Source organism: Streptomyces sp. NPDC058198, assembly GCF_042882605.1.
In the GTDB taxonomy this organism is placed as follows: domain Bacteria; phylum Actinomycetota; class Actinomycetes; order Streptomycetales; family Streptomycetaceae; genus Streptomyces.
Genome location: NZ_JBHVVP010000001.1, coordinates 448,484 through 460,965, shown reverse-complemented (window position 1 = coordinate 460,965; position 12,482 = coordinate 448,484). Strand labels below are relative to the sequence as shown.

The 12,482-nt window shown below is 70.6% G+C and carries 14 protein-coding genes; 10 read left to right on the top strand and 4 right to left on the bottom strand.

What is annotated here, in order from left to right; translation table 11 throughout:
• Both ACFVWW_RS02080 and ACFVWW_RS02075 read right to left on the bottom strand, forming a co-directional pair.
• Entirely contained in the window at positions 1–1,314 is a 1,314-nt protein-coding gene (locus ACFVWW_RS02080; RefSeq protein WP_386875357.1) for an FAD-dependent oxidoreductase, read from the bottom strand.
• Positions 1,307–1,879, bottom strand: coding sequence for a flavin reductase family protein (locus ACFVWW_RS02075; RefSeq protein WP_384182020.1), 573 nt, complete (start codon positions 1,877–1,879; stop codon positions 1,307–1,309). Before ACFVWW_RS02075 ends, ACFVWW_RS02080 begins: the two co-directional genes overlap by 8 nt.
• A gap of 382 nt (positions 1,880–2,261) precedes the next feature.
• Here ACFVWW_RS02075 and ACFVWW_RS02070 point away from each other — a divergent pair, with 382 nt between their 5' ends.
• The 10 genes from ACFVWW_RS02070 (at position 2,262) to ACFVWW_RS02025 (ending at position 10,911) form a co-directional block, all read left to right on the top strand.
• A complete protein-coding gene (locus ACFVWW_RS02070; RefSeq protein WP_386875355.1) occupies positions 2,262–3,089 on the top strand; it encodes a 2-amino-3,7-dideoxy-D-threo-hept-6-ulosonate synthase in 828 nt (275 codons plus the stop codon).
• Between the two features lie 46 nt (positions 3,090–3,135).
• Positions 3,136–4,287, top strand: a complete 1,152-nt coding sequence (locus tag ACFVWW_RS02065) for a 3-dehydroquinate synthase II family protein (protein WP_384182014.1) — start codon at positions 3,136–3,138, stop codon at positions 4,285–4,287.
• A 68-nt stretch (positions 4,288–4,355) separates the two neighbouring features.
• Positions 4,356–5,780 (top strand): class I adenylate-forming enzyme family protein, encoded by a 1,425-nt coding sequence (locus ACFVWW_RS02060; protein WP_386875353.1) that lies wholly within the window; start codon positions 4,356–4,358, stop codon positions 5,778–5,780.
• On the top strand, positions 5,777–7,048 hold the full coding sequence (gene fabV, locus ACFVWW_RS02055; protein WP_386875351.1) for an enoyl-ACP reductase FabV: 1,272 nt from the start codon (positions 5,777–5,779) through the stop codon (positions 7,046–7,048). The genes ACFVWW_RS02060 and fabV overlap by 4 nt, the downstream gene beginning before the upstream one ends.
• 31 nt (positions 7,049–7,079) lie before the next feature.
• Entirely contained in the window at positions 7,080–7,352 is a 273-nt protein-coding gene (locus tag ACFVWW_RS02050) for an acyl carrier protein (RefSeq protein WP_384327855.1), read from the top strand.
• The gene (locus tag ACFVWW_RS02045) at positions 7,349–7,639 is read left to right on the top strand and encodes a hypothetical protein (RefSeq protein ID WP_384182003.1); all 291 of its coding nucleotides are present in this window, start codon (positions 7,349–7,351) and stop codon (positions 7,637–7,639) included. The genes ACFVWW_RS02050 and ACFVWW_RS02045 overlap by 4 nt, the downstream gene beginning before the upstream one ends.
• A 7-nt stretch (positions 7,640–7,646) precedes the next feature.
• Positions 7,647–8,822: a beta-ketoacyl-[acyl-carrier-protein] synthase family protein gene (locus tag ACFVWW_RS02040; protein ID WP_386875349.1), complete on the top strand. Its 1,176-nt coding sequence runs from the start codon at positions 7,647–7,649 to the stop codon at positions 8,820–8,822.
• Positions 8,819–9,571, top strand: a complete 753-nt coding sequence (locus tag ACFVWW_RS02035) for a beta-ketoacyl synthase chain length factor (protein WP_386875347.1) — start codon at positions 8,819–8,821, stop codon at positions 9,569–9,571. The genes ACFVWW_RS02040 and ACFVWW_RS02035 overlap by 4 nt, the downstream gene beginning before the upstream one ends.
• Entirely contained in the window at positions 9,568–9,993 is a 426-nt protein-coding gene (locus tag ACFVWW_RS02030) for a PaaI family thioesterase (protein ID WP_384181994.1), read from the top strand. The genes ACFVWW_RS02035 and ACFVWW_RS02030 overlap by 4 nt, the downstream gene beginning before the upstream one ends.
• Positions 9,994–10,038: 45 nt before the next feature.
• Positions 10,039–10,911 carry a MaoC/PaaZ C-terminal domain-containing protein gene (locus tag ACFVWW_RS02025; RefSeq protein ID WP_386875345.1) on the top strand — a complete coding sequence of 291 codons (873 nt, stop codon included), beginning with the start codon at positions 10,039–10,041 and terminating at the stop codon, positions 10,909–10,911.
• Between the two features lie 49 nt (positions 10,912–10,960).
• Here the strand turns inward: ACFVWW_RS02025 and ACFVWW_RS02020 are convergent, their stop codons facing one another.
• Both ACFVWW_RS02020 and ACFVWW_RS02015 read right to left on the bottom strand, forming a co-directional pair.
• Positions 10,961–11,620, bottom strand: a complete 660-nt coding sequence (locus tag ACFVWW_RS02020; RefSeq protein WP_384181989.1) for a TetR/AcrR family transcriptional regulator — start codon at positions 11,618–11,620, stop codon at positions 10,961–10,963.
• A gap of 115 nt (positions 11,621–11,735) precedes the next feature.
• Positions 11,736–12,473, bottom strand: coding sequence for an SDR family NAD(P)-dependent oxidoreductase (locus tag ACFVWW_RS02015; protein ID WP_386875343.1), 738 nt, complete (start codon positions 12,471–12,473; stop codon positions 11,736–11,738).
• Positions 12,474–12,482: the final 9 nt, after the last annotated feature.

Genomic DNA, 12,482 nt, shown 5'->3' with positions numbered 1-12,482 from the left:
TCACCTGCCAGCACCGGGCAGGTGAGCGGCGCGGGCGAGCGTCTCGCGGATCTCCGGCTGACCGAGGGCCAGCGGAGCGAAGTCCGGCAGGTGCCCGCCGCCTCCGGAGCTCTGGTCACCGCTTCCGGAGCTCCGGTCACCGCTCTCGGAACTCTGACCGCCGCCCTGGGGATTCCGCGCGGCCAGTGCGCTCAGGTGCGCTTCCTGCATGTCCTGGAACGCCGACACGAACGGCCTGCGCTTCTGTTCGAACCGCTTCAGCGGAGCGCTGTCGGAGCGGGCCAGCGCCTCGTCACAGGCTTCGGCGAGACATGCGGCGTCCTGGAGCGAGAGATTCAGCCCTTGTCCGCCGTAGACATGGACGCCGTGCGCGCTGTCACCGACGAGCAGGACGTTCCCGGCGACCCAGCGTTCCGGGCGGACGATGTGGTGGGGGAACTCCCTGATCTGATCCCAGCCATGGGTGTGGGCACGGATCCAGTCGGCCGCCTCGGGGACACCCTCCGCGTAACGGTCCACCAGCGCCGACAGCTCTCCCCCCGTGGCGCGTTCGGCCTGTTCTGGCCCGGTGATCCAGACGAAGAGAAGCTGACCGTCCGCGATGGGCGTGCCGAGCATGTAGCCGTCGGCGGTGAAGAAGGCACGCATCACCCCGCCCCAGAACGCCGGCATGGGCACCCGGAGTTCGAGATATCCGCGGGGGAACGCCTTCACTTCCGAGGAGATGCCGGCCATCTCACGGACCGCGGAGCGCTTGCCGTCGCAGCCGACGACCAGGGAGGGGTGGAGCGTACGCGTCCCCTCACCGGTCTCGAGCCGTACGCCTCGCAGGCCGGGGTCTTCCCCGTCGCGCTCGGGCAGGCCGTGCACCGTGGCCTCGTAGACGATGTCGACCCCGGGGGTGCGGCGCACGGCGTCGGTGAGGACGTCCCGCAACTGCGTGATGGACACGGGCAGCGCGTAGGCGACCGGGGCCGCGGGCAGGTCGGCGTAGGCATACGCGGCGACGGTCGAACCGCCCGCGGACACCTCGCCATGCGTCACGGGCGTCGTGTTCTTGGCCAGATCGGGCAGCAGCCCGAGGCCGTCGAGCACACCGAGGGTGGCCGGCTGGAGGATGGGGCAGATTCCGTTACCGGGCGACGGCTCGGGAGCGGGCTCGCGCTCGATGAGCAGGACGCGCCGCCCGCGCTGCCCGAGCAGCAGCCCGAGCAGGAGGCCGGCCGGTCCCGCACCGACGATGGCGACCTCCGGACCGGCCTCGCCGGCTTCCGGGAGAGGACTCGTCGCGGAGTCCGTGAACGGTTCAGGCATGGGTGCTCTCCACCTCGCGTGGCCGGCCGAAGGCCGGTACGGAAACGTTGTCGGCGAGCCGGGCGTACCCGCCCGTGTAGAAGACGAGCGGCTTGCGTCCGGCCCGCCCCTGATGGACGGCCGTCACCCGGCCCAGGACGAGCGTGTGGTCCCCGCCGGGGTACGTGGCTTCGACACCGCACTCGAACGCGGCCAGCGCCTCGGCGGCCAGCGCGTCCTCACTGGCTCCGGCGCACGAGCCGAGCCGGTCGAACGCCTCCGCCCCGCGGGGCCGGTCCTGGCGCGAGAAGAGCACCGACAGATGCTGCTGCTCCTCGGAGAGCACGCTCACGGAGAACGTGCCCCCGTCCCGCAGCCGCTGGTGCAGCCGGCCGGCGGTGCGCACACTCACCAGGAGCAGCAGGGGGTCGAGCGAGACCGACGTCATCGAATTGGCGGTCATCGCCTCGGTGGACGCTGCCGTGCCGCAGGCGACGACGGTGACACCGGTGCAGAACCGGCCCATGGCCTGACGAAAATCTGCCCGTTCCGACCGGATTCGCTCGTGGTCAATGGCCGAACTCATAGGGCGCCCACCTTCCTCTCAGTCGTGGACGCCATCCTTCATTACCTGCGAAAGAGCACAAGTCCCATCGGTACAGGTCGAATACACAGGCATATTCAGCGCCCCCATAACACCTGCCCGACCGGATGAGTACGGGGTACCCGTTCGGGGCAGCCAATTGGCCTCACCAGTCGGCCACTCACGTCCAGTCAGCCCTTTGTGCCGCACGGAGGAGGGGGGTTTGCCTCCTTGACCGCGCCCCGCCGGATTACCTAAATTCCTCGGCATCCGCTGCGCCACAGGAACAGGAAGCGGTCCTGCCCGAATGCGTGGCGCCATCGGCCGAAAGTCAGCCCCGGGTGTCCGCGGAAGAATTTATCGTCCATGAAGGGCGGCCATTCATATGCCCAGATCCCTTTCCAGCGGAAGGGAACTACGTTTCAGTCGGCTCTCCCGCAGAGGCGACGAGCGGTATCTGTTCATTCCGCTGGACCACTCCGTTTCCGACGGACCGGTCGTCGACGCCGATGGATTCGACCGTCTCATGGGCGCGCTCGTCGCGGGCGGCGCCGACGCGGTCATCGTCCACAAGGGCCGGGCCCGCTCCATCGATCCGCGCCACCTGCGGGAGTGCGCGCTGATCATCCATCTCAGCGCGGGCACCGCCCGGGCGGCCGACCACCACGCCAAGGTGCTCGTCGGCAGCGCGGAGGACGCGGTGCGGCTCGGCGCCGACGCCGTCAGCGTGCACGTCAACGTGGGCTCCGAGACGGAGAATCAGCAGCTCGCCGACCTCGGCCTGATCGCGACCGAGTGCCAGCGGTGGAGCCTGCCGTTGCTCGTGATGATCTACGCCCGCGGACCGCGGGTCGTGGACTCCCACGACCCCGGCCTGCTCGCCCATGTGGTGAACATCGCCGCCGACCTGGGCGCCGACCTGATCAAGACGTCCGCCGCCGTACCGATGAGCAGGATGGCCGACGTCGTGGCGAGCTGCCCGGTCCCGGTCCTGGTGGCCGGCGGCCCGCAGGACGGCAAGGACCTCCTGCTGTACGCCCAGACCGCACTGGACGCCGGGTGCAGCGGACTGGCCGTCGGCCGGCGGGTGTTCAGCAGTCCTGACCCCGAGCGTCTCGTGCGGGAACTCGCCGACACCGTTCACCCGCGGCGCGACCAGGGCGGGCTGCCGCTCTCCGTGTCCGAGCTGTACGACACGGCCACCTCCTCCTGATCCGGCCCGCGCCCCGCGTCGCTTCCACTCCTCCCGAGGGACTCCTATGAAATTCGCCTGGATCGACATCCGTTCCGTCGCCCCCGCACAGGTCGCCGCCGTCGTCGACGCGGCCATACACGCCCGGCTCGACGGCATCGTCGACTCCCGCACCGAGATCCTGGCCACCCTGCCGCCCACGATGAGGAAGGTGCTCCTGCCGGCCGGGTCCGACGCCCGGAAACACCAGGAGCCGGACAGCACACCGGATGAGGACGGCCCCACCGCCTCGCCCGTGGACCTCGTCGCCGTGCCGGTCACCGACGACGCCGAGCTCAACGGCCTGCGCCTCAAGCACCTGTCGGGCGAGAAGGGCGCGACCGCCTACGTCGAGGTCATCGACCAGTACACGCTCGACCTCGCCTGCGGCGCCGCCAGTGTCCTCCCGTACACCGTTGTGAAGTTCCGCGACCCGACCAAGATCCCGCTGGAGATCGTCATCGCGGCCGCCGACCGCTCCGAGGGCCAACTGGTCTGCGAGGTCACCTCGCTGGAGGAGGCCGAGATTGTCGTCGGCGTACTGGAGAAGGGCTCCGAGGGCCTGATGATGGCGCCGACGGGCGCCGATGACGTCTTCCGGCTCGCCGAGCTGCTGGCGATCAGGACCGAGCCGCTCGACCTCACCGCGCTGACGGTCGAGTCCATCGAGCACTCCGGCATGGGCGACCGCGTGTGCGTCGACACCTGCACCCACTTCGAGAAGGACGAGGGCATCCTCGTCGGCTCGTACGCACACGGTTTCGTGCTCTGCGTCAGCGAGACCCACCCGCTGCCCTACATGCCGACGCGCCCCTTCCGTGTCAACGCCGGCGCCCTGCACTCCTACACGTACGGAGTGGACAACCGCACCAACTACCTCAGCGAGCTGCACGCCGGGTCGACGGTCCTGGGCGTGGGCGCCGACGGCCGTACCCGCCGGATCGCCGTCGGCCGGGTCAAGCTGGAGTCCCGGCCGCTGCTGACCATCAGGGCGACGTCCCCGGACGGCATCGAGGTCAGCCTGACCGTCCAGGACGACTGGCACGTACGGGTCCTCGGCCCCGGCGCCACCGTCCTCAACGTCACCGAACTCAAGGCCGGTGACCAGCTGCTCGGTTACACGCCGACCGACAAGCGGCACGTGGGCTGGCCCGTCGCCGAGTTCTGCATCGAGAAGTAGCCGACCGCTCGGGTGCGCCCCGCTCCGGGCGCGCACCCGCGGTACCGAGTCCGGAAAGTGGGATCTCCATGGAGAACGCGCCGCTCAAAAGCTGGATCGCGGACATGCTGGCGGGGCAGGCCGAGGAAACGCTCTGGGCCCGCGCGCGGTCCGGGGTGACCTGGGGCCGACTGCGCTCGAAGGTGACGGAACTGGAACGGCTCTTCGAGATCCAGGGCGTCAAGTCAGGATCGACCGTGGCCGTTCAGATGGTGCCCAGCTTCACCTACCTGTGGACGGTCCTCGCGCTGTGGTCGCGCGGGGCGCAGATCATGCTCATGGATCCACGGCTCACCAGGATCGAGGTGGACCGGCTGCTCACCCTGTGCGAACCGCAGTATCTGATGAGCTCGGGGTCCTCCGGAGCGGTCCGCGTCGTCTTCCAGGACGAGTGCGAGATCCAGGTCGAGGTCCGTCGCGGCGGCCACCCGGCTGTCACCCCGCACGCGCTGCTCCAGTTCAGCTCAGGCTCCACCGGCCACCCGAAGATCATCGGCCGCACCGCCGGCTCGCTGCTCGCGGAGGTCGGCCGCTTCGGCGGGCTGCCGGAGATGCCCCGGGCCGGAGAACGGGTGCTGCTGGGAAACTCCCTGACGCACTCGTTCGGACTGATCGGCGGTGTGCTCCACGCACTCGCCGTGGGCGCCGGCATTCTGTTCACCGTCAACGGCCGGCCCCGGACGCTGCTGTCCACCCTCGCCGACGCCGAGGCGCAGGTCCTGTTCGGCGTCCCGTTCCACTTCGAGCTTCTCACCCGGATCTCCGACGAGGTGCCTCTCCCGCACCTGCGGCTGGCCGTCTCCGGCGGTGAAGCCATCCGCCCCGAGGTGTACCGGCGGTTCAAGGAGCGGTACGGGGTACGGATCGGCCAGGCGTACGGCATGACCGAGACCGGGATCATCGCCACCGACCTGACGGGCGCGCACGAACCGCCCGCGGTGGGCTTCCCGGTCCCCGGCACCGAGATCCGGGTCCGCTCGGGCGAGCTTTACGTCCGTACGGACGAGTCCCCCTACCTGTACGCGAACGACGTCGGCAGCCGGTACACGGACGGCTGGCTGCGCACCCACGATCTGTGTGACGTCGACGACAGGACCGGTGTCCTGTCCGTCCACGGACGCACCGACTCCCTGGTGGTGATCGGCGGGCTCAAGGTGGACCTCGGGGAGGTCGAACTGGCTCTGGCCGAACACCCGGACGTCACCGAGGCCGTGGTCCTCTTCACCAGCACCATCGAGGCGTTCGTCGGCACGAACGGCAGGACCACCGCCAGAGAACTCCACACCTGGTGCTCCGAGAGACTGAGCCAGTACAAGATCCCGCGCCGCTTCCAGCTCGCGCCCGCCGTTCCCCGTACCAGCAACGGGAAGCTCGTACGCAACCGCGAGCTGCTGCTGACCCGGATGAGTGCGCAGACGTCGTCGCCGCTCGGCCTGAGCGAGGCCGGAAAGTGATCGTCACTCCCCTGCTGCGCGGCGCTCTGTGCGCCAACGCCCATCCGGACGGCTGCGCGGAGCGCGTACGCCGGGACATCGCGTACGTGCAGCGGCGGCCGGAGCTCCCCGGCGCGGACCGTCCGCGTTCGGTCCTTGTGGTCGGGGGTTCGGCCGGCCTGGGGCTCGCCACCCGGATCGCCGTCTCCTTCGGCGCCCGCGCCGCCACCCTGAACGTGTGCCTGGAGAGCCCCGGCACACCCACCCGCACCGGGACCGCCGGCTGGTACAACACGGCCGCCCTGGAGAAGGAGTCCCGCCGCGCCGGCCTGTATGCCCGTACCGTCGTCGGCGACGCGTTCAGCGACGAGGCCAAGGACCGGACGGCCCGGACCATCCGCGAGGACCTCGGCACGGTGGACCTGGTCGTCTACAGCGTGGCGGCGCCGCGGCGCACCGATCCGGAGACCGGCCAGGTACGGCGCTCCGCTCTCAAGACGCTCGGCAAGCCGTTCACCGCCAAGACGTTCGACAGCTCCACCGGCACGGTCGGCCTGGCGACGGTGGAGCCGGCGTCCGACGACGAGGTCCGCGACACGGTCGCCGTCATGGGCGGCGACGACTGGCGCCGCTGGATGGACACACTGGGCCGCGCGGGCGTCCTCGCGCCCGACGTCACCACGCTCGCGTTCAGCTACATCGGCAACGCCGCGCTCGCACCGACGTACCGCGCCGGAACCCTGGGGCGGGCCAAGGAGCACCTCGAAGCCACGGGACGCATACTCGACGCCGGACTCCGCCCCGGCGGGCGCGCCCTCACCGCCGTGATGCGGGCCATGGTCACCCAGGCCAGCCAGGTCATCCCCGCCCAGACGCTCTACACCGTGGTACTCGGCCAAGTGATGAGCGAGCTCGGCCTTCAAGAGGGTCCGATCGAGCAGGCACACCGGCTGCTCACCGAACGGCTGTACCCGCGTACGGATCACGGGATGACGGCCGGCACCCACCGTCCCACGACGGACGGGCTGGGACGGCTGCGGCTGGACGACCTGGAACTGCGGCCGGACGTTCAGGCGGAGGTCGACCGCCGGCTCGGGCTCGCGGACAGCGCCACCATCGGACAGCTCGGCGCCCCCGCTTCGTACCGCGCGGAATCGCTGGCCCTCAACGGCTTCGGACTGCCCGGTGTCGACTACGCGGCGGAGACGGACCCCGTCCGTGAACTCTTCAACCACGTACGGGTGAACGGCGCGCCCGCGGTCGCGCGGCGCCGCGTCCCCCGGAGCTGAACCAACTCGCCCACCGACAAGGAGAACCGCTGTGGAGTCACAGATCCGCTCGTTCGTCATCGGCATCATCGGCGAGATCGACCCGACCGTGGACGACACGGTCTCCGACGACCTGCCGCTCGGTCCCGGCGGTCTCGAACTGGAATCCCTCGCCCTCGTTGAACTCCTTGTGCAGGTGGAGCACGAGTACGGGGCCGAGATCCGGGACGAGGATCCGGCCGCCCAGCCGACCGCCACGCTCGGAGAGTTCGTCGCGGCGGTCGCCCGGAGCAGGGACGGCGTGTCCACGGAGACGACCGCGTGATCACGACCGACGAGATCCGCAGACTGCTCACACACCATCAGATCGTGCCCGCCTCGCTGGAAGAGCTGGGCGAGGACACACCGATCACACTCGACTCGCTGGCACTGGTGTGGTTCCAGCACGTACTGGACGAGGAGCACGGTATCGGCGTCGACCCGTACGGCGCGGACCTCGACCACTTCACCTCGGTACGCGGCATCCACACGTTCCTCTCGGCGGCCGGGCCCGCGGGGAACGCCGCCGGGCCGCACGCCGGGACCGGGAACGGCGGCCCCGATGCCCACTGACATCAGGATGCCCACTGACATCAGGGTGACCGGGTACCAGACCTTCACCGCGTTCGGCGCCGGCGCCGGTGTGCTGCGGGACCATGTGTTCTCCGGACGCTCCGCGTTCGCGCCGGTGGAGCGCTTCGACACCGGCCCGTTCCGCAACGCGTACGGCGCCACCCACGGCGGCCGGGGCGCTCCGCCCCGGCAGCTCGAGACCATCCTCGACTGCGCGCGCGGGGCGCTGGCCGCGGCCAAGCTGGACCCGGCGGCCGTGGACGGGCGGCGGGCCGCGGTACTCATCGGCACCCAGGGCGACTTCACCGGCATCCACCATTTCTGGCAGGACACCGCGGCCGACCGGGATCCTGACCCCGCCGACACGCACCGCAGCTTCGCGGGAGGCATACCCGCGGCGGTGGCCGGGGCACTCGGATTCACCGGACCCGGGCTGGCCTTCATCAACGCGTGCGTCGCCTCGGCCAACGCGGTCATCCACGCGTGCCGTCTGATCGCGGCCGGCCAGGCCGATGTCGCCGTCGTCGGTGGTGTGTATCTGGTCGACGAGGAGCAGTTCGCCAAATTCGACTCCGGGCGCACCTTCGCCAAGGACGGACGGCTGCGTCCGTTCGCCCGGGGACGCAGCGGGATGCTGCTGGGCGACGGCGCCGCGGCCCTCGTCCTGGAGTCGGAGGAGCACGCGCTGCGCCGTGGCGCCCGGAGCCTGGCCCGTATCCCCGGCTTCGGCATGGCCGCCGACGCCCACCATGTCGTACAGCCGCATCCGAAGGGACTCGGGATGAGCCGGGCGATCGGACGCGCCCTGGACAGGGCGGCTGTCGCGCCCGAGGAGATCCCGTACGTCAACGCGCACGGCACCGGTACCCGGCTGAACGACCCGGCCGAGACCGCGGGCCTGCACGCCGCGTTCGGCGCGCACGCCCCCCGGCTCATGGTCAGCTCCACCAAAAGCATGACCGGACACATGCTGGAGGCCACCGGCGCGGTGGAACTCGTCATCAGCCTCATGGCGCTGGAATCCCAGACCGTGCCGCCCACCGCCGGATTCGACGAGCCCGACCCCGAGTGCGATCTCGACTACGTGCCGAACGAGCCGCGGTCGGCGGAGCTGCGGCGTGTGCTGTCCCTGAACGCCGGTTTCGGCGGACTGAACACCGCGATCATTCTGGAGCAGTTGTGAGAGCACCCGCTGTCCCGCACCCCGCCGACCCCGGAGGAGCCCGCGCCGGCCGGCCGTCGCCGCGCGTGGTTGCGGCGGCGAGCCTCGCACCGGGCGCGGAGGGGACCGAGCTGCCGGCGGTGCCCGGGTTCATCGCCTCCAGCTTCAACCCGCTGGTGCGGGAGACCGTACGGCGCTGCCTCGGTGAGCCGGGGGATCCCGCGCGTCCGAATCCGCTTGTCGCGCCGTACGCCGACAGGACGGCCCTCGTCCTCGCCACCGTGGCGGGCGACGCCACGACCTCGGACCTGGCCAGCCGGAAGCTGGTGAGCGGACGCGTACACAATCCGCTGCTCTTCTTCCAGTCGGTCACCACGTCGATCCTGGGACATCTCACCATCGAGTACGGACTCACCGGACCGGTCTCCTGTCTGGCCGCGGACAGCGATGCCGGCGAGGAGGCGCTGCGGGCGGCCGAGCTGCTGCTGGAGGACGAAGACCTCGACCAGGTGCTCGTCATCGCGGTGGAGCTGGCCGCCAACCCCCGTACCAGGGCCGCCTTCGGCCATCTCGCCGCCTCGGGCGGCACAGGAAGGCCGCCGGAGGGCGATCACGCGGTGGCGCTCCTCCTGCGGGGCGCCGGGGGTGCGGGCATCGCGCTGCCGGCGGCCGGGGACAGACGGGAGTGGCCCGACCCCGGATCGTTCCGGGCCCTGGCCACGCTCGCCGACCGGGTATCAGGACAAGCCGCGCGAGGAGAAGAGGCATGAAGCAGTCACTGGCTGAGCTCATGGCCGGTTTGCCGACGGAGCTGGCGGCGGAACAGCTCATCCACCGGCTGGGCATAGAAGTCACGGAGTGGACCCGGGAGCGCGTGGTCGCGACCATGCCCGTGGCCGGGAACCGTCAGCCGTACGGACTCCTGCACGGCGGCGCGAACGCCGCGCTCGCCGAGACGCTCGGTTCCCTCGCCGCGGGCGCGTATGTGGCGCCCGACGGGATGCTCGTCGGGCTCGAACTGAGCTGTACGCATCATCGGGCCGCCCGCCAGGGGCTGGTGACGGGTGTCTGCGAACCGCTGCACCAGGGATCCCAGGTCGGCACCTACCAGGTGACGATCAGGGACGACCGGGACCAGCTCGTCTGCACCGCGCGGCTGACGTGCCTGCTGCGCAAGCGGCCGGGGCGCTGACCCGTGGCCGGGCTTTCTCGAGGGCAACAGCGTGAGGACACCAGCGTGGTGACCGGCCGGCATCCGGTGACCGGTCCCGATGTCGTACGGTTCCGCTCCCTGCTGGCCGAGGCGGACAGATCGCTCCTGGGCGGACCGGGAGCCACCGGGGGCGCCGGCGGAGCACCGTCACCGCTCGGGCTGCTGGCCGCCCTCGCGCTGCGCGTGAGTGACCGTCTGTTGTCCGCCACAGGGCTTCGCGACGGCGTGGTGCCGATCCATGGAGCGCAGCGGCTCCGGGTGCTGCGGCCCGTCCTCGCCGGGGACGTCCTTCTCTCCACTGCCTCCGTCGCGTCGGTGAAGCCGCTCGGCGCGGGGATCGCCACCGAGGTGGTCGTGGGGTTCACGGCCGAGACCGGCGATGTGCTCGCCGAATCCACCGCGCTGCTGGTGCACGGCCCTCCGCCGACGGGCCCGACTCCTGCCGCTGGGCCCGCCCGCCCGGCCGGCCCTCCTGCCGCGCGTGCCGAGAGCGCCGCCGGGGAGGAGGCCCCACGGACCTCGTCGTTCGCCGTGACCCGCGCGCTCCTGCGGGAGTACGCCGAGGTGTCCGGGGACCACAACCCCATCCATCAGTCGCAATCCGCCGCCCGTGCGGCAGGCTTCTCCGACGTGATCGCCCACGGCCTGCTCACCTTCGCCCTGGCCGGGCACCACCTCGCCGGCTTCGCGGGGGAGGACCGGGTGAGCGAACTCCGGCTGCGCTTCGCCAGGCCCCTGGTCGTCCGGCCCGGCGGTGCGGTGGTCTCGGTGTCCGACAGCCCGGTGCCGGGCCACGACCCCGACGGCCGTGTCCTGAGAGCCGTGGACGGCGACGGCACGACGTTCGCCACGGGACGGGCCGTGCTGCTGCGGCGGCACGACCCGGACAACGCCTAGACGATCAATTCCAAGGGGTCGGTGATCGTACGTTCCCGTTCCCGGACCGTCAGGAGGCGCTCAAGCGGGCCATCGCCTGGTAGAGCTGCTGATTGGTGAGCGGCGGGTCCTCAAGCGTGCTCTCACCGCGGTAGCGGAGGGACTCGAGGATCAGCATCAGCTGTCGGCGCCACGCTTGGGGAGCGATATCGGCAGTGGCTTCGATGATCCGGCTGTTCGCCCATGTCACCGCGATGAGGTCGCCGATCGTCAGGTCCTGGCGAGCGACCTTCGCGTCCTGGGCCCGCTTCAAGATGCTCTCCATCGCCTCGCAGACCCGATCATGCATCGCCTCGGTTTCCTCGCTGGAGGGAAACCGCATCGAGACGAAGTCGTTGAAGCCGCGGTCGCCCGCTTGCATCCCGCAGAGCGCCTCAAGGTAGGAGCTCAATCCGACCCAGGGGTCTTCGGCCGTGAGCGCGATCTCCGCAGCGGCCATGAAGGATTCAAACTTGTCTTCGAAGGCTGCCAGGAGCAGGTCGACCCGCTTGGGGAAGTGCCGGTACAGGGTTCCGATCGCGACGCCCGCGTTCTTGGCGATGTGCTCCAAGGAGGCGTTGATGCCCTGCTCCGCGAACGCCGACCGCGCGGCCTCGATGATGCGTTCACGGTTGCGTGCCGCGTCGCGGCGAAGGCGTGGAGCGGCCGAGTCCTGAAGCGCTTTTCTCACCGGACCAGGGTACAAGGTGAGGCATCCCTCACCACGGCACCGTCACGGCGCCGGTCACGGACGGGTGGGCGCCGCGCCGCCGCCGGGCTCTCATACACCGGAACCCGACGCGCTCTCATACAACGGTGCGGCCACCGTTCACATCCAGCGTCGCGCCCGTCACGAACCGCGCCTCATCGCTGACGAGGAACGCGATGGCCGCGGCGATGTCTTCCGGGTCGGCGACGAAACCCAGCGGGGCCTGCGCAGCGAGCTGCCGCAGCCCCTCTCCGAGGGCCTCGGATCCCGGGGTACGGGTCGGGCCGGGGCTCACGGAGTTCACCCGTACCCCGGCCGGGCCGAACTCGGCCGCCCAGCTCTTGGTCAGCAGGTCCAGCGCCGCCTTGCTCGCCCCGTAGACGGCCAGGCCCGGGAGCGCGAGTTCGGCGGCCAGCGTGGACACGTTGACGATCGCTCCACCACCCCGTGCCGCCATGGCCGGCGCAATGCTCGCAACCAGGTAGAACGGGGCCTTCAGGTTGGTGGCAAGCACGGCGTCGAATGTCGATTCATCGGTGCCCGCGGTCGGTCCACCGGCCCCGATCGCGGCGTTGTTCACCAGGATGTCGAGGGATCCGCCGACGGACTCGGTGGCCTTGGCCGCGAGTTCCGCCGCGGACCGCGCGTCCCGCAGGTCGGCGCCGACAAACTGGGCTGCTCCTCCCTCGGCCCGAATCTGCTCCACTACCTGCAGCCCGCGTTCAGCATGGCGGCCGGAGACCACGACCCGGACGCCGCTGCGGGCGAGCTTGAGTGCGGTGGCGCGACCGATTCCACTCGTCGAGCCGGTGATGAGGGCGGTCTTGATCTCCACGGGGTATCT

Bases quoted from the DNA above. Each gene is read 5' to 3' on its own strand.
- ACFVWW_RS02080 (WP_386875357.1), bottom strand. From the start codon at position 1,314: ATGCCTGAACCGTTCACGGACTCCGCGACGAGTCCTCTCCCGGAAGCC.
- ACFVWW_RS02075 (WP_384182020.1), bottom strand. From the start codon at position 1,879: ATGAGTTCGGCCATTGACCACGAGCGAATCCGGTCGGAACGGGCAGAT.
- ACFVWW_RS02070 (WP_386875355.1), top strand. From the start codon at position 2,262: ATGCCCAGATCCCTTTCCAGCGGAAGGGAACTACGTTTCAGTCGGCTC.
- ACFVWW_RS02065 (WP_384182014.1), top strand. From the start codon at position 3,136: ATGAAATTCGCCTGGATCGACATCCGTTCCGTCGCCCCCGCACAGGTC.
- ACFVWW_RS02060 (WP_386875353.1), top strand. From the start codon at position 4,356: ATGGAGAACGCGCCGCTCAAAAGCTGGATCGCGGACATGCTGGCGGGG.
- ACFVWW_RS02040 (WP_386875349.1), top strand. From the start codon at position 7,647: ATGCCCACTGACATCAGGGTGACCGGGTACCAGACCTTCACCGCGTTC.
- ACFVWW_RS02030 (WP_384181994.1), top strand. From the start codon at position 9,568: ATGAAGCAGTCACTGGCTGAGCTCATGGCCGGTTTGCCGACGGAGCTG.